Source organism: Streptococcus sanguinis, from assembly GCF_026781265.1.
GTDB classification, from domain to species: Bacteria; Bacillota; Bacilli; order Lactobacillales; family Streptococcaceae; genus Streptococcus; species Streptococcus sanguinis_T.
In genome coordinates, this window is the sequence record NZ_JAKUVC010000002.1 from 420,644 (window position 1) to 446,313 (window position 25,670).

Here is a 25,670-nt window from a genome sequence, read left to right on the forward strand (position 1 = left end):
AAAGGACTGAGTCATAAGACTCAGTCCTGTTTTCATTATTTCGGTCCTAAATGTTTATCGATTTCATCCACAATTCGCCCCATGACATAGGAAATCTGCAGATTGCGCAACACCAAAACTGCCCAGAAAGCAGCCATAAAATAGCGCCCCGCCATGATAGATTCATTGAAAAAATAGGTTTCTAAGGCTGTAAAAACAGCCATCACAATAAATTGTCGTCTGTTCATAGATTTATTATAACACGAAAACCTAGAAAAATCTTTTTTTAGTCCTCTTGAATGGTAATTTTTTCTGCTAAAAAGTCAAATCCTTCTGGAATCAAGCTTTCCTCTTCCTTCTCTTCAACCTCTGCCTTGCCATTGCGGCTACGAGCCGAAAAATCCGCCCGAATCTTAGTCCACTCTTCCAAGGAAATAGCCAAAATCTCTGGTGAAAAGCCTGCTGCATTGCTGAGGATATTGCCAAACATAGTATTGAGGTTGTCCCGCTTCATGGTCTGCTCAGCGTTAAAATTAGACTCAAAAGCTAAGATAGCATGGCTTTCATTGGCTGCCACTGGCTGCGAGCCTGCCAGCAAGGCCTTATCAGCTCCAGCTAGACTTTCGATAATCTCACCCCAAGCATTCTGCAGCTTGGTCAGATTGCTGCGAGCCAGACTAGGATTGTCAACAGCCTCTTCTAAGATGGCATTAACCTTATTACGGTCTGCTCGGTAGCCCTTAGACTTCTGCGGACGAATATCCGAAGTTTTGACAGCTGCTGCAGGTTTTCCATTGCCATTAGCCAGCTGCTGCTTAAGACTATCTATCTCTTGTCTCAGTCCCTTAAGCTCATCGGCTAGATTATCCGGAATCGCTGCCGCTGCAGGAAGGCTGCTGGTCTCTGCCAGTCGAATGGTCATCATTTCTGTATAAATCTTAGGCTGCAGGCTGTTCTTGATATCTGCCAAACTCCTAGTCGCCATATCAATCATGGCAAAAAGAGTGTCCTGCGGTGTCTTGAGATTTTCCAGAAAGAGCTCGCTAGCATGATGATTCTCCCCGCCAGTTTTGACAATGATCAAGTCACGCAGATATTGCAGGAGGTCCGTCACAAAACGGGCCATGTTTTTTCCGCTGTCAAAAATCAGATTGAGATTATCCAAGGCTGCAACTGCATCATGAGCAATCAAGGCTGCTACATAGGCATCCAAGGCTCCCAAGCTGATAGAGCCAGTGATTTCTTCAGCAATGTCAGTAGTCAAACGATTTTCCTGAGTTAAGCTAAGAGCCTGGTCGAGGATAGACAAGGCATCCCGCATACCGCCCTCAGCTCGACGGGCAATAATCTGCACACCTTCCTGCTCAAAATCAATGCCTTCCTGCTCCAAAATCCAATCGATATGGCCAATAATGTCCTGAGTCTTGATAGACTTAAACTCAAAGCGCTGGACACGGGAAAGAATAGTTGCTGGAATCTTATGCAGCTCTGTCGTCGCTAGGATAAAGACTACGTTTTCTGTCGGCTCTTCCAAGGTCTTGAGTAAGGCGTTAAAAGCTCCAGTCGAGAGCATGTGCACCTCGTCAATGATATAGACCTTGTGCTTGGCAAGACTAGGTGCATAGGTAGACTTGTCCCGAATGTCACGAATCTCATCTACACCATTATTAGAAGCCGCGTCGATTTCGATGACGTCTTCAAGGCTCCCCTCAGTGATAGCCTGACAGATATAGCAGTCATTGCAAGGCTCACCTTCCTTTTGATTCGGACAGTTCATAGCCTTAGCAAAAATCTTGGCAACACTAGTTTTCCCTGTTCCACGTGGGCCAGAAAAGAGATAGGCATGGCTGATTTTGCCTTGCTCAACAGCCTGCCGGAGAGTAGTGGCCACTACCTGCTGACCCACCAGCTGACCAAAGGTCTGACTGCGGTATTTCCGATATAAAGCTTGATACATTAGGCTTTTTCTCCAAACATTTCAAAATTCCAAGTCGTTTTTTCAAGCAAAATCTGGACGAACTTTTCCAGATATTCCTGATCTAGATTATCATAATCGCCTGTCAATGCCGAATCCAAATCTAGCACTCCCAAAAGGTGGCCATCTTTTACCATGGGCACCACAATTTCGCTCTTAGCCCGGCTATCACAAGAGATATAGTTGGCATGCTGAGTCACATCATCTACGATGATTGTCTCTTCTTTCTCCGCAGATTCCCCACAGACACCCTTACCTAAGGCAATATGGACACAGGAAACACCGCCCTGAAAAGGCCCCAAAATTAGCTCACTCCCATCAAAAAGATAGAAACCAGTAAAAACCGAATGAGGCAAAGCTTGATTGAGCAGCGCGCTAGCGTTGGACAGATTAGCTAAAGCGTTAGTCTCACCATCTAACAAGGCTTCCAACTGAGCCAGTAAAAGTTGATAATTTGAAATTTTTTCTTTTGTGTTCATAGAGTCTATTATATCAAAAAGCCGGTCTTTCAACCAAGCTTTTCTTTAATTTTGTTATCCAAAAATTCATCAATCAGTCTATTTACAATATCGGGTTGGTCGGTATTAGAATTATGTCCCGCCTTATCAATCCATTGAACAGACTTCCCAGTATTTCTTTCATAGGCCTTCAAATACCGTATACAAGACCCTGCACGATCTTCTTTTCCACATATAACCAATTGTGGACATTTTACTTCATAAGAAAGCTTCTTCTCTACTGCTTCTGAAAATATCTTATATCCGTATCCCGCAAGACGAGCATACCTTTTTTGATCGCCATCATAAACCATCATCATATCATACATCAGTTTTCTTCCATAGTCTGTTGTTGATACGCTTTTAGGGCCTGATTTCAAAAGAGATTTCCATGGATAGATTCTATAAATTGCCTCCATATTTTTTAAGAGCCACAACTCCATAGCTGTATAATAGTTCCTTTGCAGGGAAGGTGAATCAATCGTAACAAGGCCTTTTAATTTCTCAGGAAAAAGTTGAGCATAAACCTGTCCTACATATCCTCCCATTGACTGACCAATTAATATTGGATTTTTTATTCTCTCTTTGACAAATATTCTATCTAGCCATTTCGCCATATCAAACAAGCTAAAATTGAGCTTAAAAGGATAAGATGACGCGTGGCCTGGAGCATCCCACACTAGTACTCTATATTTGTCTTTAAAGTACTCTATTTGTTTGTCAAATAATCTATGGTCAGCTGTAAGTCCAGGTAAAAAGATAAGAGCACTTTTCGCTGATGCATACATATCATTTGTCCAATAATGAATGACTCCACTTGATGTTTCGTATGTCTTTTCAATCAAAATACTACACCCGCATTCTTATTTATTTTCCACCAAAACCTTCACTTCTTCAACCTCCACAAGCACAGCTTGGTGATTATTTAAGGGAAGTAGATGTAGCTGGTCGCTGTATGTATCCAGAGTGGACTGAGCACTTTCAGCAAAGGGTTCTTCACCAACATGAGGCAGGAGATAAAAATCTGCCTCATGTAACGCCACCGTATCAGACAGTTCCCCTGCTACTTCCTTATCGTCCATAATCTTATTATAGTCAATATCTTTGGCTGTGATGATAGCACCAGCGGATTCGCCCACATAAACCATGCCATCCGCAATCTGCTCTTTTATCAAAGACAGAAGCTGCTTTTTCTTTAGTTCTTGCAGAAGATAAAAGGTATTGCCGCCAGAGATATAGAGAAGCTTGCTTTGGAAAATCTTTGCCTGAGCTGTTTCTCTATCACAAGCTGAAATATCCAAGACCTCTACTTGAAATCCCAAGTCCTCAAAGGTTTGCAGGGCTTCGTCAATATAACCCCTATACTCTTCTACATTTCCAGCCGTCGGGATAAAAAGCACATGTTTGCCCAATTGCTTTTTAGATGCATATTGTTTAAATAAGTTCTTAACTCCCGCAAAATATGAACATAAAAATAATTGTTTCATAGGATACCTCCTTATTTTTTCTTAATTTTATAAAGAATCCATTGACCATTTCTTTGACTATCGATGAGATGCAAGTCCAAGTTAGATAAATAATGCTCCAGTTTTTCTTGCTTTGTAAAGTCTGGTAGGTATTAAGCTAATTTGCTCCATTCACATGCCAGTAAGATGCTTCCATCTGGCTTAAGTATCTGCTTAAGTTCTAGGAACGCCTGAGCTAAATCCGACCAATGAAATTGAGTTTAAAATGCTGTATGTAATCAAATCAAATTTCTCAACCGGAAGATTTGTATTCTCAACATTTTTCACCCCAAATGCTAGGCCAGGCTCAGCCAATTTTTCAGCTGCTCTGATGGCCGTAGAAGAAATATCAATCCCCAGAACTCGACTATTAGGAAAGTGCTTTTTCAAATATTTCGAGGATTATCCATTTCCAACTCCAACAACCAAAATAGCTTTAAATCTCTTCCTATACTCCAGCTGAATGACCGCCCAAACAACCATGGGCATATAAACACGATTCCATAACTTCATCATCCATAACCCAACCAAACCGGACGGCTTTTTTGATTGGTACATTAAGTAAAGAAAAGCAAGAATAATCAGAAGGCCAACTATTGCTAGATAACTCATCTGTCTTCCATCTCATATCTTCTACCATAAAGCCTTTTAGCTTCCTTGGTGTATTTCTTGATAAAATCCGTCTTGGAGTCGGTATAGGCATCCCGGTTGTGCTCATACTGTTTCCACAAAGACAGTTTGAGTTGTTCATAGTCCTTGGCTACAGCAAGATGCTCCTGTAGATAGTCTCTAAAGTATAGCTCATCATGATCGCCTTCATAGCGCAAATGCAGATGGAAAACCCGCTCCGCAAAACCACTCGGTGTGTAGCCTTTATTAAATGACATCCGCCCTTGGCTTTCTGACATGAGCAGATAACCATTTTGCAGCAGCAAGTCTCTCATTACCGCCATATCTGCCGCTTTAGGAATTTCCAATAAGATATCCACTATAGGCTTGGCCCAAATGGTCTCTACCGATGTTGAGCCAATATGGCTAAGACGAACAATCTGATGTTCTTGAAAAAAACTTAAAAGATGAAGCCGTTCCTCCTCATACCATTCTTTCCACTCATCCTGATGCTCTCTTAAAAAAATCGGAAAAAGCTGCCACAGCTCCTCCAGCGACATTTCCTCTAAAGATGGACTCATAAACACCTCCTTAGGTAATTTATACAAGCGTTTTCTCTAGTTATGATTATAGGAAAAATACGCATCCTAGTCAAACCTCGCACTTATTGAACAGATATTTATTTTTGTAATATTTTTGAAAAGTTTCAGTTGTCAAACAATCTATTTTTTAGTAGAATGATGTCGGAGATATATTATTTAAAAGGAGTTCTTTATGAAAAAGTTTAGGTTTGGCACTTGGCTTGTCCTGTCAGCCGGCTCTTTGTTGTTACTTTCACAGGCTCTTCCTGCAGAAAATGTCGCTGCGAATCAGAAGAACCAGATTAAGGTCCAGCTGCTTAACCATAGCGATGAAACAGCTATTGGCACTCTGGAGTTGAATGGAGAGTATCAGCTAAAGCTTGGGAAAAAGGACAAGTACGGTCGGGCTACTGCTGCTCATGTTCAAATGCAGGAGCAACACAAAGCTAAAAAGAAAAAGGAGACCAAGGTCACATACAATCCCATCGGTTGGCACAATTACAAATTTTACTATGGAAATGGAGATGATCGGGCTTGGCTCATGAATCGCGCTCACCTGATTGGCTTCACTTTCAGCGGCCTCAATAACGAGGGAAAAAATCTCGTTCCAATGACCGCTTGGCTCAACTCTGGCAGTTTCCAAGGACTGGACGACAATAACCCAGATAGCATGATCTATTATGAACATCGCTTGGAGCGTTGGTTAGAGGAAAATCCTGATTATTGGCTAGATTACAAGGTTACTCCGATTTATACGGACAATGAGCTTCTTCCTCGAAAGATTGAGCTCCAGTATGTCGGGCTTGACGCAGAAGGCAATGTTATCAACATCCAGCTAGGGGGCAAGGAAACAATAGATGAAGACGGAATGTCTCATGTCCTCTTGGACAATGTCTCTCCAAATGCAGAGATTGACTACCAAACAGGCACTGCTGTCAATACCATGATTGAGTAGAGTTATAGATAAGAACACAAAAACAGACCATCCTTGCTTTGATGATCTGTTTTTTTATTTATTTTTACCAATACAGACAACCGTAAACCAGCAAGACTGCAATCATACTGAAAAGCGAGCCAATCAGGTAGTATTCAGCAAAGGACTGGCTTTCTGAAATCTTATTATAGCGGGCGATAGATTTAGCTGTAAAAACTAACCCAATTGCAGTAAACTGCCCAAAAATAAGGGAAAGTCCCATAATCAAGCGCTCCAAAATCCCAATCATGGCACCAGCCCCCGCAATCGTCTCTCCACTGTCTTCTCCCGCCTGATACTTGCTGAAGAAGAGTTTAAAGAGGATATTAACCGGCTTACCAGTAAGGGCGAAGAAAAAGAGAGCCTGCAGCATGAGGTAGCGCTCAGATAGCCAATTAGGAGCTGGAATTTGCTGCTGCCCTAAGAGAAAATAAAGAGCAAAAATGCTAATCAGATGCAAGATCTGATCCAGTAAAAAGGCTGACTTTTGAGCATAATAGCGGATAATCGATGAATTCAACCTATTCTTCAAGAAGTCAATAAGCGCATGACTGAGCCAGACCAAGGCGAAATATAGCAGATAATTAGGTAATATGAGCCCCAAGAGCAACAGGGGCAAGAGAACAATTCCCAAGTGGAGAATTAAGAAATTCATCCGACGGCTTTTTAGGTCGGCCATTTTCTGACTTTGAAGCTGAAAATCAGCTAGTACATGAGCCAGCAAAGTCAGTACAAGAATCGGATTCTGCATAAAAAATTCTGAAAATCCCATAAAATTTGTCATTCTTCAGCCTCCTTTGCTGCCTGTAGAATCATTCTCATAGCTAAACGGCGATTTCTCAGATAGATCTTCAGACCAGACGACTTGAGCCGCTTACTAAGCGCACTGGGACTAATCTGTAACAGCTCTGCTATTTCTCCATGAGAAAAATTCTCGTCATAGATATATTCCATAAGCATCCGCTCCAGAACCTCTCTCTGACTGGTGTTCCACTTGCTCTGGATAAATGAAGTAGCTGCCAGCACCGTATTGACCGCCTGACTGAGCTCTTCATCTCCTAAGGATACAGCTATACGGCTGCTGCCGTAGTCGTTCTTCTCATGAATAGCCTCAATAGCTGCGCGCGCCCTCCAGTAGGCCGGACCGTCGGCACCAATACTCTGCTCCCGATTGATATCCGTCACAATCTCCCCCAGTCCAAGCCCGAAGCGAATTGGGTGAGGAAAGCCCAAGGCAATCTGATCAAGGAGCTGCATAATCTCCGAATTAGGTCGCAGCAAAGCCTGAAACTCATCTCCAGTCGTTACCGTGAAAGGCGACACCAGATAATCCCGATAATCCTGATTTAGCACTTCCATCATGTCCTGCAGGTCCTTCTGGGCCTGCTTACGATTTTTCAGCTGTTTGGATTCTATTAAATCTCCAATAAGAGCAATATAAATCATACCAAACCTCCTTTAAGTCCATTATAAAGGAAAATTTAAAAAATGTCTATTTAAACGGCAATTTTTTTAGAATATCCATTGTAAAGGAAAGACTATTTTTTATTTTTAGGTGCTGGTAAGGCAGGATAGGCAGCTTCAATTAGATTACAGAGGAAGGCAGCATCTTCTACTTCTTTTATATGAAGCATTGGTTTTGTGCCTGGATAAGGGGACTCATAAATCGGATTTTCAAAAAAATCCAGAGCTGGCTGGACCGGTTTGAGCAACAAGCGATTGTCATAAATGCCGCCAAATAAGCGACCTCGATAATAAAGCAAATACTCTCCCATCATTTTGCGAAAGCTAATTTCTTGGCCTAAGCCCTTCAGCTGCTTCAGAATAAAATCCAAATATTCTTGACTAGATGCCATCGAAACACCTCCATAAATTGTTACTTTATTATACCAAAAATGAATGAAGATTTCCTGACTAAGAGATCAACTCATCTCCTCCAATCCGTAGTCTGTCTATCGTCAAGTAAGTAAAAAAGCTAGACCTTACAAGTCTAACTCTTTTACTTATTATTTTTTTAGAAGTCCTTCCTTGACCAGATAATCACGCGCAACAGCTTCCGCTTTTTTGCCCTCAACGCCAACTTGATAATTCATCTGGCTCATCTGGCTTTCCGTAATTTTACCAGCCAACTTATTGAGAATACCTTCCAATTCAGGGTGTTTTTCGAGCAATTCAGCCTTCATGAGAGGGGCACCTTGATAAGGAGGGAAAAGGTGCTTATCGTCTTCTAAAACTTGTAAATCATAACGCGCAAGTTCTGCGTCAGTCGAATAGGCATCCGTGATTTGAATATCACCCGACTGAATAGCTTGGTAGCGAAGGGCTGGCTCCATGGTCGCTACATTAAGATTAAGGCCATATAGAGATTGCAAACCCTTGTTTCCATCTTCACGATCGTTAAACTCTAGGGTAAACCCTGCCTTGAGCTTGTCTTGAACTGCCTTAAGGTCAGAGATGGTTTTAAGATTGTATTCTTTGGCAACACTCTTAGGCACTGCAATCGCATAGGTATTTTGATAAGCCATGTGATTGAGCAAGACTAGATTGTCCTGTTTTTTGATTCCATCACGCGCTGCTTCAAAAACTTCTTCAGCATCTTTGCTGACCTTTGGAGCAGGCTGCAAGAGAGTTCCAGTAATTGTACCTGTAAACTCAGGATAGATATCAATATCACCTTTTTTTAGAGCTTGATAAAGGAAGTCGGTCTTCCCAAAGTTTGGTTTGACTGTCACAGTCATATCCGTATTTTCCTCGATGAGGAGTTTATACATATTCATAAGAATCTCTGGCTCTGGACCCAATTTCCCAGCAATAACCAGATGTTCCTTCTCCTGCTTGGGAATTAGACTCGGTGTATAAGAAGCACCGAGGCCGAGGATTAAAATCGCAAAAGCTGTAAATACTGTCCGAAGCTTAGCCTTTTCCATCCATTTAAGGAGACTGTTGAAAAGAATAGCCAAAACTGCAGATGAAATTGCCCCAATCAAGATCAGACTGGCATTGCGACGATCAATTCCTAGAAGAATAAAAGAACCTAGTCCACCAGCTCCGACAAGAGCTGCTAGAGTTGCTGTTCCGATAATCATTACCGTTGCCGTCCGAACTCCTGATACGATGACTGGCATTGCTAGAGGCAGTTCAAACTTTTTGAGTCGCTCCCACTTGGTCATCCCAAAGGCGATTCCAGCTTCTTCTAAACTAGGATCAATCCCATTCAAAGCCGTGACAGTATTTTCTAAAATCGGGAAAATAGCGTAAATCACCAGAGCAGTCAGTGCCGGCAGTGTGCCAATCCCCATAAGAGGGATAAAGAGTCCCAACAAGGCCATTGAAGGAATGGTTTGAAAGATTCCTGCAATTTGCAGCACCCAATTGGCTGCCTTTTTGTGACTATGAAGATAGATAGCGAGCGGAATGGTCAGGAAGATGGTCACTAGTAATGTCAGAAGAGATAGCTGGAGATGTTGCCCTAAGGCTGCCAACCATTCGCCAAAGCGCTCCTGAAAGGTAGAAAACAAATTAGCCATGTTGAACACCTCCAAATAAATCTGCTACGAAGCTGGTCGCAGGTGCAGATAGGATTTCCTCAGGTGTCGCCACTTGACGAATCTCCCCGTCCTGCAGAACAGCAATCCGATTTCCCAATTTCAAAGCCTCATCCGTGTCATGGGTAACAAAGATTGTTGTCATCCCAAACTGGTCATGGATACTCTTGGTCAAGCTCTGCAATTGCTTACGCGAGATGGCATCAAGAGCAGAAAAAGGCTCGTCCATCAGCAGGATTTTGGGTTGAGCGATAATGGCACGGACAATGCCCACCCGCTGCTGCTCACCACCAGACAGCTCACTAGGCATACGCTGAGCATAGTCTTCAGCAGGCAAGCCTACTAGCTTCAGCAATTCATCGGTCTTCTGCTGAATCTCTGCCTTGCTCCATCCTTTCATCTCAGGAATGAGAGCAATATTTTCAGCCACCGTTAGATTTGGAAAGAGTGCAATCGCTTGTAAGACATAGCCTGTAGAAAGGCGCAGCTCACGCTCATCATAGTCTTTGATGCGCTTGCCATCCATATAGATGTTGCCATCTGTTGGCTCTAAAAGACGGTTGATCATCTTGAGCATGGTTGTCTTACCAGACCCAGAAGGACCCACTAAAACCATAAATTCACCATCCTCAATCTGTAGGTTGACATCTCTCAAGACATCCTTTTCTGTATAGCGTAGCGCTACATTTTTATATTCAATCATTCTTTGTCCTCATTTTAAAACTTCCCTCGATTGGTCAAGTCTTCTACCTTAGACATGACTTCTTTATTGTCCCAATGCTCAACAATCAATCCATTATCATCCAAAACGAACGGTTCCATTGTAACATTTGTGATTTCAACTATCAAGAATTTTGTTCTATTTCGAAATAATTTTAAACTTAAAGTTCCAAACTAAAAAGCCCAGTGTAAAGAGGCGACTACCACACTGAGCTTCTTTTTATCTTAGTAATATTCACCCTGACGGTAATCCCATGAGTTAAAGGTATCAGACAGGTGCATCATGATTTTGTCGATATCCAAGCCTTTGCGGATGACCACTGGTGCTGGTGAGATGGACCGTTGGCCACCTTGTTCTGGAATCAGTTTTCCATCTTTATCCACCATGGAAACCATAACGCCTTGCTCGTAGCGAGTTTCAATGGTCTTATCTGGCTGGATAGAGGCTACATAGTCATCTGCTTCAATGACTAGGTCAACAGCGTTTTCGATGCGCTCGCCAATTCCTTCGACCTTGCCGCGGTTTCCCTTACCGGATGGGTTAGCTGAGGAAGCATAGACCATCCTGCCTTCTTCCCAAAGCTTAGCTGCCAGCTGCTCGCCCGCCTTACCAAACTTAATAACAAAACAGCTAGTGCCACGAACATCTGTCATCAGCTCTTCCCGACCGTCGCCATAGGCTTTGAGCTTTTCAAAAGCTTCTGGCTTCCATGGTAGGATACAGCCCAAGAGGATGTCTTCATCCCAATGCTTTTGATAAAAAGCTTCAATTTCCGGATTCAGCTGAGCCAAAGCACGGAGCTCATCCATACTGCCACAGAGGACAACACCTGGTTTATTACGGTTACGAGCCTTAGCTTCGAACTTACGCTCCAAGCCAGCTTTATCGCTAGTCATGATGATGTAACCCACCTTGGTCGGGCAAACGATACAGCCGCCATCGCCTTTCAGGATGTCATAACCTTCTTGTGAAAGCTGTCCGTTCCATTGAATGTGTTTTGTCATAAGTTTCTTCCTTTTCTATTAAATTAAGATTTATTTTACCATATATTTTTATCGGAGACAAGGTTTTTTCAGAATTTTCTCAATATAGCAAAAATAAGGTTACTGCCAATAAGATGGGCGATTTTTTTCATATTCTGCAATCAAATCCTCGTACTGCAGCGTAATGCCGATGTCATCTAGACCGTTGAGGAGCTTGTGCTTCCATTCACCATCAATGTCAAAGGAGAATTCTCCCACCGGAGAAAAAATCTTCTGCTGCTCCAAATCCACCGTCACTTCATCCGTTGGCTTCAGATTAGCCAAGGCTTGCCGCACTTCAAGAGGCTGGACGATAGGCAGCATACCGTTATTAAGCTCGTTATTGTAGTGAATATCCCCGAAAGATCCGGCAATAACTACCTTGAAGCCATAGTCAGCCAAGGCCCAGGCAGCGTGCTCCCGAGAGGAACCCGCTCCGAAATTGTCCCCTGTAATCAGAATAGTCGCCTTGCGGTACTCCGGTCTATTAAAGACGAAATCCGGATCTTCGGTGTACTGATTGTCCAGATAGCGCCATGCGTACATGAGGTACTTGCCAAAGCCTTTTTTATCAATCAACTTGAGAAACTGCTTGGGTAAAATTTGATCCGTATCAATATTATCGTTCATGAGGGGAACCGTTGTCCCCGTGTAGATTGTAAATTTTTCCATAAAACTTCCTTACTGGACCTCCGGTAGCTGGCGGACATCTACGAAGTGCCCGGCAATAGCTGCCGCTGCGGCCATAGCTGGACTGCAAAGATGGGTCTTAGCGCCAAATCCCTGACGATCCTCAAAGTTCCGATTACTAGTAGAGGCACAGTGAACTCCGTCTGGTACCTTGTCTGGATTCATCCCCAGACACATGGAACAGCCCGGATCGCGCCACTCAAAGCCTGCATCCATGAAAATTTTATCCAGTCCCATCTTTTCAGCAGCCCGCTTGACCGGACGAGAGCCTGGTACGACGATAGCTGTCAGATGGGGAGCGATATGCTTGCCAGCGACAAACTTAGCAGCCAGCTGCAAATCGCTGAGTCTGGCATTGGTACAGGATCCGATAAAAATATAACCTAGGTCAATATCTTCTGCTTTCTTACCTGGTGAGAGATCCATGTAATTGTAAGCCCGCTCGTCGTTCATATCGCGAATTTCTGGGAAAGAAGCGCCGAACTCTACTCCCATAGAAGGATTGGTTCCCCAAGTGACCATAGGTGCCAGCTCAGAGACATCAATCTCAATGACCTTATCATAGACAGCATCAGGATCACTGACTAGAGTCATCCAATCAACTACTGCTGCCTCAAAATCCTTGGGAGCGCCCGGCCGCCCTTTAACGTAATCATAGGTCTTCTGGTCGGGATTCATAATGCCCATCTTGGAGCCAAACTCAATGGACATATTGCAGATGGTCATGCGCTCTTCCATAGTAAGATGGTCAATTGCATCACCAGCATACTCGACCACATGACCGACACCTGCAGCCACACCATATCGGGCAATCAGAGCGAGGATAAAGTCCTTGGCATAGACACCCTTAGGTGGCACTCCAGTAAATTTGACCAACATTTTCTTTGGTTTGACCTGCCAAATGGTCTGCGTGGCAAAGACGTGCTCAACTTCCGAAGTACCGATTCCAAAAGCAATAGCTCCAAAGGCTCCGTGAGTGGCCGTGTGACTGTCACCGCAGACGATAAATTTTCCTGGCTGAGTCTTGCCCGTTTCGGGTCCAACCATATGAACAATTCCCTGCAGTTCCGATCCGTGAGCCGCGTGTTCGATGTCAAAATCCTTGACATTCTCAGAGAGTTTATCAATCTGAGCCTTGGAAATCACATCCCGAATATCATAGATATTGACCGTAGGAACATTATGATCAAAGGTTCCAAAGGTCAAATCCGGCCGTCTAACTTTGCGCCCTGCATCTCGAAGACCTTGAAAAGCCTGAGGGCTGGTTACTTCATGAATATAATGCTGATCCACATACATAAGCTGGGGCTGGCCTTCTTGGCCTGTTATCAGATGCCTATCCCACAGCTTATCAAAAATCGATTTTCCAGCCATACTAGCTTCTCCATATGTAATATAAAATTCCGATTTCCACAATTATTCCGCAAATCCAAGCCAGCCAGAAATACCATTTTCTGGTCTTGTGGTGAAAGAGGCGACCGCCTAATAAAGCGCCAAAACCTCCGGCTGCCAATGCTGACAAGAGCAAAGTTTTCTCCGGAATGCGGTAGTGATTTTTCCTAGCCTTTCGCTTATCCCAGCCATAAAGCAGGAAAACGACAAGGTTCCATAGCAGGCAAATATCTGTTAATATCCATTTCATAAATTATTAATAATTGACTCCGTCATTTGAGTTGTTGTCGCCTGACCGCCAAGATCTCGGGTTAAAATCCCCTGAGCCAAAGTCTTCTCCACTGCTGCTTCAATCGCTTCTGAAGCTTCAAGCTCTGCAAAACTATCCCGTAGCATCATTGCTACAGAAAGGATCATACTTATAGGATTGGCAATGCCTTTCCCTGCAATATCTGGAGCAGAACCATGGATAGGCTCGTAAAGACTTGGTCCAGCTGCCGAATGACTGGCTGAGGGCATAACTCCCAGCGTCCCTGACAAGACACTGGACTCGTCTGATAGAATATCCCCGAAGAGATTTTCTGTTACTACGACATCAAACTTAGCAGGATTGGTAATCATGAGCATCGCAGCGCTGTCCACCAGTTGGTGCTCCAAGGTCACATCTGGATAATCCTTGGCCACCTCATCTGCTACTCTGCGCCAGAGTTTGGATGTCGCTAGTACATTTTGCTTGTCAATACTGGTCACACGCTTTCTGCGACCACCCGCAATGTCAAAGGCCTTACGGACAATCCGCTCCACCTCTTCATAGCTGTAGTCGTTGATATCACGCGCAGATTTGTCCTTCAAAATATGCTCACCAAAGTAAATTCCACCAGTCAGCTCGCGCACGACCACGAAGTCCACGCCAGCAATACGCTCTGCCTTCAAAGGCGACAAATGCTTAAGAGGATCGAAAATCTTAACTGGACGGATATTGGCATAGAGCTCAAGCTCCTTGCGCAGAGCCAGCAAGCCTTGCTCAGGACGAACTGGAGCATTATCATACTGGGGACTGCCGATAGCTGCTAGAAGAATAGCATCCGCCTCCTTGGCCGCTTCTAGAGTTGACTGAGGCAGAGGATGGCCTTCCGCATCAATCCCAGCACCCCCAAAAGCCTTCTCCGTGACATGATAAGTAAAACCGAACTTGTCCGCAACAGCAGCCAGAACTTGGAGACCAGCCTCCATGATTTCTGGGCCGATACCGTCACCCGCCAGAGCTACAATTTCTTTTGTCATAGTCGCTTCCTTCTAATTATTTGCAGGCAGATCGCGGTAAGATACCTGATGGCCAATTTCACCAGCATTTTCCTTTTGCACAAAGGTATTGGCATGGATATAGGCAATGGCGCTTGCCTTAAGAACATCAAAGTCAATACCAGAGGAGTTGAAAATCGTATCTGTATCCGTATTTTCAACAGCTACCAAGACGCGAGCCTGAGAGTCAATACCATCCGTCACCGCCTCGATGTTATAAGACAAAAGTTGGACGGACTGATTAAAGAATTGGTCAATGGCATTAAAGATGGCTTCAACACTTCCTTTACCTTCTGCCACACAGCTGACCGCCTCGCCGTCGCCATTAACCAATTGCACATCTGCTGTAATGGTATGGTCGTCATTAGTCGTCAACTGCAGATCATCAAAGTGGAAGCCTTCAGGATTTTCGACGGTCGTTCCGGCAATCAGAGCCCGAATATCAGCGTCTGTGACTTCATTCTTCTTATCAGCCAAAAGCTTAAACTTAGCAAAGAGATCATTGATTTCAGATTCTGCAAAGTCCAGAGCTAATTCTTTGAGTTTTTCGACAAAGGCATGGCGGCCAGACAGCTTGCCAAGCGGCAGCGAATTGCTCTTAACTCCAACCAGCTCAGGTGTAATGATTTCATAGGTTAGTGGATTCTTAAGAACGCCATCCTGATGGATACCGGACTCATGAGAGAAGGCATTGCCACCAACGACCGCCTTGTTCTTAGGCACTGGAATACCTGAGAAGCGGGACACCAGCTCAGAAGTGTTTATGGTTTCATTAAGGACGATATCCGACTCAACCTGATAATAGTCTTGACGAATCTCCAATGCAACTGCAACTTCTTCCAATGCTACATTTCCAGCCCGCTCACCAATACCATTGATAGTTCCCTGAACACGACCAGCACCGTGCTTGATAGCCGTCAAAGTATTGGCCGTTGCCATGCCAAGGTCATCATGGCAATGAACACCAAATACCACCTTATGATCAGAAGTCACATTTGCCACTAGGTAGTCGAAAATATTTGCAAATTCTTCAGGAGTAGTAAAGCCGACTGTATCTGGAATATTGATATAAGTCGCACCTGCATCCACTGCTGTTTGTACCACCTGAAAAAGGAAATCTAGCTCTGTTCTTGTCGCATCCTCTGGTGAAAACTCGACTATATCGAACTTGGAGCGCGCGTAGGAGACATGCTCTTTCACCGCTTCTAAAATCTCTTCCTTGGACTTTTTCAGCTTAAACTCTCTGTGAATGGGACTGGTCGCAATGAAAACATGAATCTGTGGATCCTTGGCATCCTTGAGCGCTTCATAGCAGGCATCAATATCGGACTTGACCGAACGCGCCAGCCCAGTAACAGAAGCTTTTGTGATGACTTTAGCAATCTCCTGCACCGCCGCAAAAGAATCTGGACTCGCAGCAGGAAAACCAGCTTCAATGACTGAAATCCCCCACTTCTCTAACTGCTTGGCAATAGCAACCTTTTCCTTGATAGAGAAATTCACTCCTGGTGTCTGCTCACCATCCCGGAGGCTGGTATCAAAAAATTCAACTTTGCGTGTCATAGACAACTCCTTTTCTAAATACATAGACCATTTAGGAAAAACTCTTCCCCAACTTCTAGGTCGTGTTCAATGACTGAGACGGTATGAGATAAATTGATTTCAGAAAAATCAAAATATACTCCCACTCCTGTCGCTCCTTTAGAATCCATTTCTTACCCATCGGAGCTTGAGGTAAGACAGGTGAAATAAAAAACATCTCACTTGAGGAACAAGCGAGATGTTGATTTACTCCCGCTTGGTAAGCCAAACAGGACTAATGCTTTTGCACTAGCCCGAGTAACGCAACAACAAAGCAAAGTTTGAAGATTGGGTTGACTTCATGTTTGACTAACTCCTTTTTGAGATGGTTTCTTATTGTTTAGTATTTTAGCACAGTATCATAGGCCTGTCAAGAAAAAGTCGATATTTTCTGAAAATTTTTAATATGCTGGATTATTTTGTAGCTTTACTACCATAAATGCGAAAAAGAAAAAGAAGCAAGGTAGCTTCTGCTTCTTCTATTTTTTCAGGAATCGCAACATATTCTAATTACACTTTATTCATCTCCTCATATACTGGATACCTCGGAAAAGGAGAAACGCTGTTAGAATCAGGGAAACAAGCCAGATGGTCTTCAGGAGGTAAAATTGAATCAGATAGGTAGAGATGATGGCTCCCACTACAAAGCTTGCCAATAGGGCTACAAAGAAAAGGCCTTCTTTCAAATCTTTTCCTTTCTTGTTTCGAGCATAGTTGCCAAAAGCTACCATGGTTTTCTTGATATTCCCAGTCATAAAAGAGTTGTTATAGACAATGCCATCCACCTCGCCAAAAGCGGTCGCAACGAGGCCCATGCAGAAAGCCAGTGGTGGCACAATATAGAGATAGGGCACATTTGCTGGTAAAAATCCAGCGACAGCTGTCGTCAATATCAAAGGAAAAACGCTGGACAGTCTGCGCCAAGAATGCTCAAAATGATGCTGAAAAACAGTCATCAGAAAAATCCCCAGCATAAAAGCCAACATAGTTGCCAATTTCACTTCGATTCCTCTTGTCTCCTGATTGATGAGTTCAACCGAAAGGAAAACGACATTGCCCGTCTGCCCTGCCACCAAGGTGCCTCCCCTCTCAATGAAGGTATAGGCATCGATAAATCCTGCACAAAAGGTCAAGAGACAGGCAAAAAATTTTGAACGAGAGTGAAACTCTCTTTTTACAAATTGTTTCATAAATTACCTACAAAATAAGGGAGTGACCGGACTCCGAAAATCCTTGATTTCAGTCCGTCCACTTCCCCTTGCTAGATTACATTTCGAAAATCTTGCAGCTACTGCTTTTTACCAGATTTACAGCTATTTATTTCCTCAAACGACTGAGCTAGAAAGCAGCTTATCCTAGCCTTCTCTGGCTTCCTTAAGGATTTTTTCAATCTTGGTTGTAATCAAGTCAATAGCCACCTTGTTAGAAGCCCCCTCTGGAATGATGACATCAGCATAGCGCTTGGTCGGCTCGATGAACTGATGGTACATAGGCTTAACGACACCCAAATACTGCTCAATAACACTATCCAAACTGCGTCCACGCTCTTCCATGTCCCGCTTAATCCGACGGATAATCCGAACATCATCATCTGTGTCTACAAAGATCTTAATATCCATCAAATCTCGCAGGCGCTGATCTTCTAAGACCAAAATCCCCTCAACGATAAAGACATCCTGAGGAACTTGCCGATAGGTCTTTTTGCTGCGGGTATGCTCCGTATAGTCATAAGTAGGAATATCCACTGGCCGACCAGCCAAGAGCTCCTTGATTTGCTCAATCATCAAGTCCGTATCAAAGGCAAAAGGATGGTCATAGTTGGTCTTAACCCGCTCCTCAAAAGTCAGATGCGTCTGATCCTTATAGTAGGAGTCATGCTCAATCATGGCAATATTTTCGTTGGGAAAATTAGCCAAAATTGCTCGAGAAACACTGGTCTTTCCTCCTCCGGAACCACCAGTTACACCAATAATAATAGGTCTATTTTGCATTATAAGCTCCATCTCTTGTTATCTTATCTATTTTACCGCAATTCATGTTATAATGAAAGAGCTAAAATAAAAAAAAGTATATGCTTAAAAATAGAAAAAAGGAGGTTTTTATGTTCAAACTTGGAATTATCGGAACAGGTTCTATTTCTCATGAGTTCATAAATGCTGCTCACTTAACAGGCGACTATCAGCTTGCTGCTGTCTACTCTCGGACTCTGGCTTCTGCTGAGCGTTTTGTGCAAAACTATGAAAATACAGCCGTCTATACTGAAAAGCTGGACTTTTTGTCGTCTGATATCGATGTCGTTTATATCGCCAGTCCCAATAGCCTGCATTTCAATCATGCCAAGGTAGCTATTTTGGCTCGTAAACACGTCATTGTCGAAAAGCCAGCGGTTTCTCGTCCCAAAGAATGGCGGGAATTGGTCAAGCTGGCTGATGAGCATCAAGTCTATCTCTTTGAAGCTGCCCGCAACTATCATGAGCAGGCCTTTGATACAATCAGTGATTTTCTCAAGGACAAGACTGTCTTGGGAGCCAACTTCACCTATGCCAAGTATTCTTCAAAAATGCAGGCTCTGCTTGCGGGAGAGCAGCCCAATGTTTTCTCAGCTAAGTTTTCTGGCGGCGCTTTGATGGATCTGGGTGTCTATCCTGTCTATGCGGCAATCAGACTTTTCGGCCATCCACGCTTCGCTCGCTACAGCGCCCAGCAGCTAGCTAATACGATTGATTTAAATGGTGCCGGCTGTCTTATTTACCCAGATTTTCAAGTTCAGATTCAGGCCGGTAAAAATATAAACAGCAATCTACCTGCAGAGATTTACACGGATCAGGGAACTCTGACTTTAGATGGGATTGAATTTATCAGCTCTGCTATTTTCCAAAGTCTGAACGGGCAAGACGAGATACTGCCTATCAAGCGTGCTTCACACACCATGCTGGAAGAAGCTAAAGCTTTCGCGCGAGTGCTCAAGGGCGGACAGGATGCGGATTATAAGAAATGGTTGAATGCGGCAGCGGCTGTTCATGAAAGCTTATTTGCCATGCGCAAGGACGCTGGCATTAGATTTGAGGTTGATGATGATTAAGGAACAATTTCCCCCGAGCTGGCAAAATCAGCTGGCTCAGCTTGGCTTTGAAGATTTGACAGCTATTCAAGAGAAGATGTTTGAGCCTATTTCTGCAGGTGATACGGTGCTGGGAATCAGTCCGACTGGTACTGGCAAAACTCTGGCCTATCTCTTTCCCAGTCTGCTCAGGCTGACACCTAAAAAAGCCCAACAACTCTTGATTTTAGCTCCTAATACTGAGTTGGCTGGACAAATCTTTGAGGTCTGCAAAACTTGGGCGGAGCCTTTAGGGCTGACAGCCCAGCTCCTGCTCTCCGGATCCAGCCAGAAGCGACAAATCGAGCGCCTTAAGAAAGGGCCGGAGATTATCATCGGAACGCCTGGGCGGATTTTCGAATTGACCAAGCTTAAGAAAATCAAGATGATGAATGTCGAAACCATTATTTTGGATGAATTTGACCAGCTGCTCAGCGATTCTCAGTATCACTTTGTAGATAAAATCACCCACTATGCGCCTCGTGACCACCAACTGGTATATATGAGCGCCACCGCTAAGTTCGACCACGATAAGATTGCTGAAAATACTCTAGAAATCAGCATTGACGACCAAGTTTTAGACAACATCCAGCATTTTTACATGCAAGTTGAGAAACGTGATAAGGTGGACTTGCTCCGAAAATTATCCAATGTTGAAGAATTCCGTGGACTGGTCTTTTTCAACGCTCTGTCAGACCTAGGCAGTGCCGAGGAAAAACTCCAGTATCGTGAAGCCGATGCCGTTTCTCTGGCCAGCGATGTCAATGTTAAGTTCCGCAGGGTTATTCTGGATAAGTTCAAAGAACACCAGATTACTCTCCTGCTAGCCACTGACTTGGTTGCTCGCGGCATTGATATTGACTCGCTAGAATGCGTCGTCAATTATGAGCTTCCACGCGATTTAGAAACCTACACCCATCGCTCTGGCCGAACCGGCCGCATGGGAAAGGAGGGCTATGTTATCACTCTCATCAGCCATCCAGAAGAGCTGAAAACATTGAAAAAATACGCTTCTGTTCGCGAAATTGTACTAAAAAATCAAGAACTTTATGTAACGAGTTAAACTAAAAAAGCTTTGGAAATCTCATGTTTCCAAAGCTTTTTGCTTTTACTCATTACCAACAAGTATTTCAAAAATCTAAACCCAAGGACCGTCTTAGTCTCTGCCGTAATAAATACGATGTGGCTCCAGCTGACCTTCCAGCAGCTCATCGACCGTCACCAGAGTATAGCCGTTACTCTGAAGATACTGGATGACGCTTGGCAGAGCATCAATACTGGTCTGGTGAATATCATGCATGAGGATAATCGAGCCTGGCTGGGTTTTGGCAATCTCTTGCATGATAGCTTTAGTATTGCGTGTCTTCCAGTCTAGACTGTCCACATTCCACATGATAAAGGACTGGTCAACCGAATTTTGGATTGCAGCATTAATAGCTCCATAAGGGGGCCGCGTAATCGTTGGCTTGATGCCTATGACATTGTTAATAGCGGTCTGTGTATCAAGGATTTCTTTTTGGGCTGTCTCCAGAGGGAGTTTGGTTAAGACTGGATGGTCCCATGTATGAATCCCAATCTGATGACCTTCATTGTGCACGCGCTTGACAATTGCTTCATTACCAGCAATATTTTGCCCAACCATAAAGAAGGTCGCCTTGGCACCATATTTCTTGAGGATATCCAGAGCCTGCGGTGTTGTCTTAGGATCTGGACCGTCATCAAAAGTCAGAGCAACCATCTTCACATGCTTCTTAGCCTCAAAACTCTGATAAGCTGCCAAGTCATCACCAGTCAGATAGTCCGCATTAATCTGGTCATAAAAGCTAGACAAAGGAACATCAATGCTGGTTAAGCCTTGCACTTCCTTACTCAGCTTAATAGAAAAATGGCTGTATTCATAACGGAAGGACCACTGACCCAACTCCGTTCCATTGAGGGTGTTAAGAATTTCCGTCTGCATCGCCTCATCCGCCTGTCTAAAGGTCAGCTGGCTGGATATCTCGTTGATGAAGATTTCCTTAGCTGCATCTGGATCCTGAAAGACCTTATCCAGAGTGAAAGGGCTGCCGTCTGCACCGAGGTAGTTGTCAGCAACTTCCCGCTCTTCTCCTTTACTGATTTTCATCTCTTTGACATGATAGTCCTTGCGATGCACCAGCACTTCTTTGACATCCTTCAGGCTCGTTTCTTTTTCCTCAGCATAGTAGAAGGTCAATTCCTCAATCTTATCGCCCTTCTTCTGATTATCCTTAATCGTCTGGCTATCTACATCCATCTGCTCCTTGACACTTGCCATAACCTGTCCATCCAGCAGAGGATAAAAGGACTCCACATAGTGGCTGCCAATCATCTTGCTCTGCTTTTCAGTATTTTCAGCGTGGAAGGTCTCTTCTTGGGCAATCAGCACACTAACCTTCTCTTGCAGTTCCTTTTCTTGGAAAATAGCGTAAATATTTACAGCACCGAGAAATAGAGCAGCAACAAAAGCTAAACCGAGCAAGCTGAGAACGATGAGTGTTTTCTTACCGTGTTTCTTGTTATTTTGTCTTTTCATGCACCTGTCCTAAATGAATAAAAATCATCATTTATCTTGCAAAATTAACTGCAGCTAGATGTTAGAGACTCTTCTCACGAATGACTTCCACCTTGTAGCCATCAGGATCTTTTACAAAATAATAATTAGGCGGGTTGCCAGGAAGACCCTTTGGATCTGTCACTTCATAGCCTTTGGCCTTATGCTCAGCGTGCAGACCTTCCAAGTCTGGCGTGCTAAGTGCCACATGAGCAAAGCCATCCCCAATCACATAAGGACCATGGTCATAGTTATAGGTCAGTTCCAGCTCATAATCATCGCCTTCCAAACCTAGATAAACGATAGTAAACTGATAATCTGGAAAATCCTTGCGACGAAGCTCCTTAAAACCAAAAGCCTCTGCATAAAAAGCAATAGACGCTTCCAAATTCTCCACACGCAAACAAGTATGTAACATTTTTGATGCCATAATTTCACCTCATTCTTTCTTGTTTATTATTATACCCTATTTTGGGCAAAACTTATATTAAATTTTAAAAAAAGTAAATGAAAGCATATAAAAAGCAAGCCTCAAGGCTTGCTAAGAATTGTTTTTCAAAAACTGTTCGATGAAGTCACCATACGAATTCCATTGAGGCATTGGAATGCTTTCTTTCTCAGCACTTCTTTTGATTTCAAAATATTGATCAACCCACTCGGCATAGCCTGAATGCATGTGATTTGTGACCATTTCGGCAACCAAAGGCTGACTCAACATGAACTTCATTACTGGGACCAAGAGAAATAGGGGCAGGGATAGATATTTAGTAGGTTTATAACGATGTTTAGGAATGCCATATCGCTGACAGAGTTCTAAACCTTCTCGCCAAGCGCAAATCATCTTTCGAATTGCTTTTTTATCTTTCAAGAGTGCATCAAAAGTCCCCGTTTCTGCAACTGCACCTGCCATTACCGCCTCCTGAAGGCAGTGAACCTTCATCCAAGAAGCCAAGTCAGGCATAGCATCAATGTCTATCCCACTAGCTGTGAAGATAGGAGACAACTCTGATGTGTAAGAATCATCATCAAGTAACGTAGCTTCTTTGAAAATGATAGCTTGGATCCGACCATCACTCTTTCGCCCTCCTCCAACAGAAGAAGGAAAAGCTAACGACACTTGCTTTCTGTCCAAATAAGAAGGAATCTTGGAGTTGATATTCCAGTTATTCTGTAAAATAAGTATATGAGCTTTTTCCTTTATAGCCGCCAAATGATTCAATGCCTGCTCTAGTTGCAAACTATTTACCGTTAAGAGAATCAGGTCATAGTCTTGAGCAATGCTCGTCACCACTGGCGGCTGGAAATGATGTTCTTTATAGACCTGATTATCTTTTCTTAAATCTTTAATAGAAAGTGTAAAGCCTTGCTCTAAAGTCAACAGCTTATGCTCTCTAACTAAGACAGTAACTTGATGTTGATTAGACAGTAACCAAGCATATGTCAAACCAATTGTGCCAGCACCATAAACCAAAATGTTCATATTAGGCCTCTCCTGCTATTTAACAGAACGCTTTTTCGTTTCTTTCAATAGCAGTTTAACTTCAAAGACCGTACCTTTTGGTTTGTTGTCCTTGACATAAATAGTGCCCTTGAAAGCATCGACAATCTGCTTGGCCAGAGAAAGCCCCAGACCAAAGCCACCTTTCTGACGGGTCCGAGCCTTGTCCACCCGATAAAAGCGATCAAAAATCTTCTTCTTATCTTCGTTGCTGATACCAGGTCCATTATCTGCTACCCGAAAGATGAGGTAACGATCGGTTGAAGCAGCCATAACACTGATTTCGCCGTCATCATCTGTGTACTTGATAGCATTGTCAAATAGAATAGTCATCAGCTGCTTGAGGAAAATTTGATCGGTCACAATAGGGTGCTTGATCATATTTTCTGAATGAAAGGCTTTTTTATTCTCCCTTGCGATAATGCAGTAATTAGCAAAGGTCGTATCAAAAAATTCTGGTTCAACTTCACCATATTGTGGCTTGATGCCATCATCGCGGCGGGCCAGGTTGAGCAGATTGGTCGTCAGCAAGCGCATATTGCGCACTTCATCCAAGCTAGAAGCGATATTTTCACTGCTCTGCATAATTGTAGCTTCAGGCTTACGAAAGAGCGTCTCTAAGCGGCTCTGCAATACTGCCAGAGGAGTCCGTAGTTCGTGACTGGCATTTTCCACGAAAGCCTTCTGCTTCTGGATACTTTCCAGCAGAGGCTTAACACTCATCCGAGCCAGATAAATACTAGCAATCAGGGAAATTCCCCAAAAGCTGACCATGACCATGGCAATCAACTGCTCATGCTTGCTGCAGGTTTGCTCCAGCTGGCTGATACTAGTCATGACCACAGCATACTTGATATCAGGATACTCATTTTTAGGATCAATATCAAAGAGATAAGCCCGATAGCTTTCTGTCTGACCAAAGCTGTTGCCAATCACAATTTCCTTGATTTGATTCAGATAGGACTTGTTAAACTCTAATGAATTAAAGTCCAGAAAACCATCGCTCTTGCTGGTGGAAATATTTTTATAATCATCATCCAAAAGCAGGGCAAAAGTATTAGAGCTCACATTTGGCGTAGTTAGATTGTTAGGCTTAGGCTCTTCATCTGAATCGCCATCTGGCTCTTTATTGTTTTTGGGACTTTTAGTGTTGACCTTATTGCTCGGATCAGACTGCTGACCTGTCGTCCGATAGGCCAAATCTGCTACCGAACTAGGATCATTACTCAGGTTTTTCAGATTTTCATCAACAGACGTATAAAGGCTGGAGCGCATGACCTGAATGATAATCAAGGTCATGGCTGAGAAGATTAATGTAAACAGCCCAAAATAGCGAATGAAATAAGAGAAATCATCCGCATAAAAGGTCTTCTTGATTTTATTCAGCATCTTTTAAAATGTAGCCGACACTACGAAGAGTATGTAGGTTTTTCGCAAATGCCGTTCCTTTCAGTTTTTTACGAATCTTGGAAACGTACACTTCAACAACGGAAACAGTGGTATCACTGTCAAAGCCCCACAGACGGTCAAAAATTTGGGTCTTAGGCAAGATTACATTTTGATTTTGCAGGAAATAAACCAAGAGGTCGAACTCTTTACCAAGCAACTCTACGTCTTTACCTGCCTTCGTGGTTGAATTTGTAGATAAATTGACAGTCACATCACCATAAGAAAGAGTATTCTCGTTGAATTTACCAGCACGTTTCAAGAGCGCTTGGATCCGCATTTTCAGTTCTTCCAAATAGAAAGGTTTGGTCAGATAGTCATCAGCGCCGAGCTCAAAGCCATGTCCTTTGTCATCCAAGCTTTCCTTAGCTGTCATGATGAGAACAGGGGTTGTGACTCCTTTTGCCCGAAGATCTTTCAGCACTTGAAAACCATCCTTTTCAGGAAGCATGAGATCCAGCAAGATAAGGTCATAAACACCGCTCTCTGCTTCATATAGGCCTTCTTCGCCATCAAAAACCTGCATTACATCTGCAAAATCATCTAAAAAATCAAAAACTGAGTTTGACAGTCCAAGGTCATCTTCTACCAATAGAATTTTAATCATCTTTCTTTCCTCCAATAAAACTTACCAAGATTATGTCTTTTGGTTTTTGTTTTATTTGCTATTCTTATTATATCA

27 protein-coding genes and 2 pseudogenes are annotated in these 25,670 nt (G+C 43.4%); 3 read left to right on the top strand and 26 right to left on the bottom strand.

Annotated features, from left to right (window positions below):
- Positions 1-35: 35 nt before the first annotated feature.
- The 7 genes and pseudogenes from MK370_RS02815 to MK370_RS02845 all read right to left on the bottom strand — a co-directional run bounded on the left by MK370_RS02815 (position 36) and on the right by MK370_RS02845 (position 5,146).
- The gene (locus tag MK370_RS02815) at positions 36-227 is read right to left on the bottom strand and encodes a DUF3272 domain-containing protein (protein ID WP_002895701.1); all 192 of its coding nucleotides are present in this window, start codon (positions 225-227) and stop codon (positions 36-38) included.
- A gap of 38 nt (positions 228-265) precedes the next feature.
- Positions 266-1,936 (bottom strand): DNA polymerase III subunit gamma/tau, encoded by a 1,671-nt coding sequence (dnaX, locus tag MK370_RS02820; RefSeq protein WP_268684067.1) that lies wholly within the window; start codon positions 1,934-1,936, stop codon positions 266-268.
- Positions 1,936-2,433: a GAF domain-containing protein gene (locus MK370_RS02825; protein WP_268684068.1), complete on the bottom strand. Its 498-nt coding sequence runs from the start codon at positions 2,431-2,433 to the stop codon at positions 1,936-1,938. The genes dnaX and MK370_RS02825 overlap by 1 nt, the downstream gene beginning before the upstream one ends.
- A 29-nt stretch (positions 2,434-2,462) precedes the next feature.
- Positions 2,463-3,296, bottom strand: coding sequence for an alpha/beta fold hydrolase (locus MK370_RS02830; RefSeq protein WP_268684069.1), 834 nt, complete (start codon positions 3,294-3,296; stop codon positions 2,463-2,465).
- An 18-nt stretch (positions 3,297-3,314) separates the two neighbouring features.
- Positions 3,315-3,938 carry a Type 1 glutamine amidotransferase-like domain-containing protein gene (locus MK370_RS02835; RefSeq protein ID WP_268684070.1) on the bottom strand — a complete coding sequence of 208 codons (624 nt, stop codon included), beginning with the start codon at positions 3,936-3,938 and terminating at the stop codon, positions 3,315-3,317.
- A gap of 11 nt (positions 3,939-3,949) precedes the next feature.
- Positions 3,950-4,568, bottom strand: a pseudogene (locus MK370_RS02840) (class I SAM-dependent methyltransferase).
- Positions 4,565-5,146 (bottom strand): GrpB family protein, encoded by a 582-nt coding sequence (locus MK370_RS02845; protein ID WP_268684071.1) that lies wholly within the window; start codon positions 5,144-5,146, stop codon positions 4,565-4,567. The pseudogene MK370_RS02840 and the gene MK370_RS02845 overlap by 4 nt, the downstream one beginning before the upstream one ends.
- Before the next feature lie 193 nt (positions 5,147-5,339).
- Here MK370_RS02845 and MK370_RS02850 point away from each other — a divergent pair, with 193 nt between their 5' ends.
- On the top strand, positions 5,340-6,101 hold the full coding sequence (locus MK370_RS02850) for a DNA/RNA non-specific endonuclease (RefSeq protein ID WP_268684072.1): 762 nt from the start codon (positions 5,340-5,342) through the stop codon (positions 6,099-6,101).
- A 64-nt stretch (positions 6,102-6,165) separates the two neighbouring features.
- On the opposite strand, the gene MK370_RS02855 is transcribed toward MK370_RS02850, so the two are convergent.
- From MK370_RS02855 to udk, 14 genes and pseudogenes are all read right to left on the bottom strand, one after another.
- Positions 6,166-6,903: a DUF3307 domain-containing protein gene (locus tag MK370_RS02855; protein WP_268684073.1), complete on the bottom strand. Its 738-nt coding sequence runs from the start codon at positions 6,901-6,903 to the stop codon at positions 6,166-6,168.
- Positions 6,900-7,565, bottom strand: a complete 666-nt coding sequence (locus MK370_RS02860) for a SatD family protein (RefSeq protein WP_268684074.1) — start codon at positions 7,563-7,565, stop codon at positions 6,900-6,902. Before MK370_RS02860 ends, MK370_RS02855 begins: the two co-directional genes overlap by 4 nt.
- Positions 7,566-7,657: 92 nt before the next feature.
- Positions 7,658-7,975 carry a TfoX/Sxy family protein gene (locus MK370_RS02865; protein WP_268684075.1) on the bottom strand — a complete coding sequence of 106 codons (318 nt, stop codon included), beginning with the start codon at positions 7,973-7,975 and terminating at the stop codon, positions 7,658-7,660.
- Positions 7,976-8,125: 150 nt separating this feature from the next.
- Entirely contained in the window at positions 8,126-9,646 is a 1,521-nt protein-coding gene (locus tag MK370_RS02870) for an ABC transporter permease/substrate-binding protein (protein WP_268684076.1), read from the bottom strand.
- Positions 9,639-10,367, bottom strand: a complete 729-nt coding sequence (locus tag MK370_RS02875) for an ABC transporter ATP-binding protein (protein WP_125352724.1) — start codon at positions 10,365-10,367, stop codon at positions 9,639-9,641. The genes MK370_RS02870 and MK370_RS02875 overlap by 8 nt, the downstream gene beginning before the upstream one ends.
- Positions 10,368-10,381: 14 nt before the next feature.
- Positions 10,382-10,465: pseudogene (locus MK370_RS02880) on the bottom strand (polyketide cyclase); the annotation flags it as partial.
- A gap of 144 nt (positions 10,466-10,609) precedes the next feature.
- Positions 10,610-11,389: an L-threonylcarbamoyladenylate synthase gene (locus tag MK370_RS02885; protein ID WP_268684077.1), complete on the bottom strand. Its 780-nt coding sequence runs from the start codon at positions 11,387-11,389 to the stop codon at positions 10,610-10,612.
- Positions 11,390-11,488: 99 nt separating this feature from the next.
- Complete coding sequence (gene leuD, locus MK370_RS02890) at positions 11,489-12,079, bottom strand: 3-isopropylmalate dehydratase small subunit (protein WP_002895722.1); 591 nt, start codon at positions 12,077-12,079, stop codon at positions 11,489-11,491.
- Positions 12,080-12,088: 9 nt separating this feature from the next.
- Positions 12,089-13,471 carry a 3-isopropylmalate dehydratase large subunit gene (gene leuC, locus MK370_RS02895; protein ID WP_268684078.1) on the bottom strand — a complete coding sequence of 461 codons (1,383 nt, stop codon included), beginning with the start codon at positions 13,469-13,471 and terminating at the stop codon, positions 12,089-12,091.
- 1 nt (position 13,472) lies between these two features.
- On the bottom strand, positions 13,473-13,739 hold the full coding sequence (locus MK370_RS02900) for a DUF1294 domain-containing protein (protein WP_268684079.1): 267 nt from the start codon (positions 13,737-13,739) through the stop codon (positions 13,473-13,475).
- Positions 13,736-14,773 carry a 3-isopropylmalate dehydrogenase gene (gene leuB, locus MK370_RS02905; protein ID WP_268684080.1) on the bottom strand — a complete coding sequence of 346 codons (1,038 nt, stop codon included), beginning with the start codon at positions 14,771-14,773 and terminating at the stop codon, positions 13,736-13,738. The genes MK370_RS02900 and leuB overlap by 4 nt, the downstream gene beginning before the upstream one ends.
- Positions 14,774-14,785: 12 nt before the next feature.
- Positions 14,786-16,354 carry a 2-isopropylmalate synthase gene (locus tag MK370_RS02910; RefSeq protein ID WP_268684081.1) on the bottom strand — a complete coding sequence of 523 codons (1,569 nt, stop codon included), beginning with the start codon at positions 16,352-16,354 and terminating at the stop codon, positions 14,786-14,788.
- A 539-nt stretch (positions 16,355-16,893) separates the two neighbouring features.
- A complete protein-coding gene (locus MK370_RS02915; RefSeq protein ID WP_268684082.1) occupies positions 16,894-17,562 on the bottom strand; it encodes a YoaK family protein in 669 nt (222 codons plus the stop codon).
- Positions 17,563-17,727: 165 nt separating this feature from the next.
- Positions 17,728-18,363 carry a uridine kinase gene (gene udk, locus MK370_RS02920; RefSeq protein WP_060976800.1) on the bottom strand — a complete coding sequence of 212 codons (636 nt, stop codon included), beginning with the start codon at positions 18,361-18,363 and terminating at the stop codon, positions 17,728-17,730.
- Positions 18,364-18,443: 80 nt separating this feature from the next.
- Here udk and MK370_RS02925 point away from each other — a divergent pair, with 80 nt between their 5' ends.
- Both MK370_RS02925 and MK370_RS02930 read left to right on the top strand, forming a co-directional pair.
- Positions 18,444-19,454, top strand: coding sequence for a Gfo/Idh/MocA family protein (locus MK370_RS02925; protein ID WP_268684083.1), 1,011 nt, complete (start codon positions 18,444-18,446; stop codon positions 19,452-19,454).
- The gene (locus tag MK370_RS02930; RefSeq protein ID WP_268684084.1) at positions 19,444-20,535 is read left to right on the top strand and encodes a DEAD/DEAH box helicase; all 1,092 of its coding nucleotides are present in this window, start codon (positions 19,444-19,446) and stop codon (positions 20,533-20,535) included. Before MK370_RS02925 ends, MK370_RS02930 begins: the two co-directional genes overlap by 11 nt.
- A 93-nt stretch (positions 20,536-20,628) precedes the next feature.
- On the opposite strand, the gene MK370_RS02935 is transcribed toward MK370_RS02930, so the two are convergent.
- The 5 genes from MK370_RS02935 to MK370_RS02955 form a co-directional block, all read right to left on the bottom strand.
- Positions 20,629-22,026: a polysaccharide deacetylase family protein gene (locus MK370_RS02935; protein ID WP_268684085.1), complete on the bottom strand. Its 1,398-nt coding sequence runs from the start codon at positions 22,024-22,026 to the stop codon at positions 20,629-20,631.
- Between the two features lie 61 nt (positions 22,027-22,087).
- Positions 22,088-22,474 carry a VOC family protein gene (locus MK370_RS02940; protein ID WP_002895748.1) on the bottom strand — a complete coding sequence of 129 codons (387 nt, stop codon included), beginning with the start codon at positions 22,472-22,474 and terminating at the stop codon, positions 22,088-22,090.
- Positions 22,475-22,585: 111 nt separating this feature from the next.
- The gene (locus MK370_RS02945; protein WP_268684086.1) at positions 22,586-23,524 is read right to left on the bottom strand and encodes a ketopantoate reductase family protein; all 939 of its coding nucleotides are present in this window, start codon (positions 23,522-23,524) and stop codon (positions 22,586-22,588) included.
- A gap of 15 nt (positions 23,525-23,539) precedes the next feature.
- Positions 23,540-24,931, bottom strand: a complete 1,392-nt coding sequence (locus MK370_RS02950) for a sensor histidine kinase (protein WP_268684087.1) — start codon at positions 24,929-24,931, stop codon at positions 23,540-23,542.
- Entirely contained in the window at positions 24,921-25,595 is a 675-nt protein-coding gene (locus MK370_RS02955; protein WP_002897753.1) for a response regulator transcription factor, read from the bottom strand. The genes MK370_RS02950 and MK370_RS02955 overlap by 11 nt, the downstream gene beginning before the upstream one ends.
- Between the last annotated feature and the right edge of the window lie 75 nt (positions 25,596-25,670).

What these genes read in the sequence shown, in the direction of transcription:
- MK370_RS02940 (WP_002895748.1), bottom strand. Translation starts at nt 22,474, where the DNA reads ATGGCATCAAAAATGTTACATACTTGTTTGCGTGTGGAGAATTTGGAA.
- MK370_RS02850 (WP_268684072.1), top strand. Translation starts at nt 5,340, where the DNA reads ATGAAAAAGTTTAGGTTTGGCACTTGGCTTGTCCTGTCAGCCGGCTCT.
- MK370_RS02925 (WP_268684083.1), top strand. Translation starts at nt 18,444, where the DNA reads ATGCTTAAAAATAGAAAAAAGGAGGTTTTTATGTTCAAACTTGGAATT.
- MK370_RS02870 (WP_268684076.1), bottom strand. Translation starts at nt 9,646, where the DNA reads ATGGCTAATTTGTTTTCTACCTTTCAGGAGCGCTTTGGCGAATGGTTG.
- MK370_RS02935 (WP_268684085.1), bottom strand. Translation starts at nt 22,026, where the DNA reads ATGAAAAGACAAAATAACAAGAAACACGGTAAGAAAACACTCATCGTT.
- MK370_RS02875 (WP_125352724.1), bottom strand. Translation starts at nt 10,367, where the DNA reads ATGATTGAATATAAAAATGTAGCGCTACGCTATACAGAAAAGGATGTC.
- MK370_RS02945 (WP_268684086.1), bottom strand. Translation starts at nt 23,524, where the DNA reads ATGAACATTTTGGTTTATGGTGCTGGCACAATTGGTTTGACATATGCT.
- leuD (WP_002895722.1), bottom strand. Translation starts at nt 12,079, where the DNA reads ATGGAAAAATTTACAATCTACACGGGGACAACGGTTCCCCTCATGAAC.
- MK370_RS02865 (WP_268684075.1), bottom strand. Translation starts at nt 7,975, where the DNA reads ATGGCATCTAGTCAAGAATATTTGGATTTTATTCTGAAGCAGCTGAAG.
- MK370_RS02955 (WP_002897753.1), bottom strand. Translation starts at nt 25,595, where the DNA reads ATGATTAAAATTCTATTGGTAGAAGATGACCTTGGACTGTCAAACTCA.
- MK370_RS02845 (WP_268684071.1), bottom strand. Translation starts at nt 5,146, where the DNA reads ATGAGTCCATCTTTAGAGGAAATGTCGCTGGAGGAGCTGTGGCAGCTT.
- MK370_RS02950 (WP_268684087.1), bottom strand. Translation starts at nt 24,931, where the DNA reads ATGCTGAATAAAATCAAGAAGACCTTTTATGCGGATGATTTCTCTTAT.
- MK370_RS02835 (WP_268684070.1), bottom strand. Translation starts at nt 3,938, where the DNA reads ATGAAACAATTATTTTTATGTTCATATTTTGCGGGAGTTAAGAACTTA.
- MK370_RS02885 (WP_268684077.1), bottom strand. Translation starts at nt 11,389, where the DNA reads ATGACAAAACACATTCAATGGAACGGACAGCTTTCACAAGAAGGTTAT.
- MK370_RS02900 (WP_268684079.1), bottom strand. Translation starts at nt 13,739, where the DNA reads ATGAAATGGATATTAACAGATATTTGCCTGCTATGGAACCTTGTCGTT.
- MK370_RS02855 (WP_268684073.1), bottom strand. Translation starts at nt 6,903, where the DNA reads ATGACAAATTTTATGGGATTTTCAGAATTTTTTATGCAGAATCCGATT.
- udk (WP_060976800.1), bottom strand. Translation starts at nt 18,363, where the DNA reads ATGCAAAATAGACCTATTATTATTGGTGTAACTGGTGGTTCCGGAGGA.
- MK370_RS02915 (WP_268684082.1), bottom strand. Translation starts at nt 17,562, where the DNA reads ATGAAACAATTTGTAAAAAGAGAGTTTCACTCTCGTTCAAAATTTTTT.
- MK370_RS02815 (WP_002895701.1), bottom strand. Translation starts at nt 227, where the DNA reads ATGAACAGACGACAATTTATTGTGATGGCTGTTTTTACAGCCTTAGAA.
- MK370_RS02825 (WP_268684068.1), bottom strand. Translation starts at nt 2,433, where the DNA reads ATGAACACAAAAGAAAAAATTTCAAATTATCAACTTTTACTGGCTCAG.
- dnaX (WP_268684067.1), bottom strand. Translation starts at nt 1,936, where the DNA reads ATGTATCAAGCTTTATATCGGAAATACCGCAGTCAGACCTTTGGTCAG.
- leuC (WP_268684078.1), bottom strand. Translation starts at nt 13,471, where the DNA reads ATGGCTGGAAAATCGATTTTTGATAAGCTGTGGGATAGGCATCTGATA.
- leuB (WP_268684080.1), bottom strand. Translation starts at nt 14,773, where the DNA reads ATGACAAAAGAAATTGTAGCTCTGGCGGGTGACGGTATCGGCCCAGAA.
- MK370_RS02930 (WP_268684084.1), top strand. Translation starts at nt 19,444, where the DNA reads ATGATGATTAAGGAACAATTTCCCCCGAGCTGGCAAAATCAGCTGGCT.
- MK370_RS02910 (WP_268684081.1), bottom strand. Translation starts at nt 16,354, where the DNA reads ATGACACGCAAAGTTGAATTTTTTGATACCAGCCTCCGGGATGGTGAG.
- MK370_RS02860 (WP_268684074.1), bottom strand. Translation starts at nt 7,565, where the DNA reads ATGATTTATATTGCTCTTATTGGAGATTTAATAGAATCCAAACAGCTG.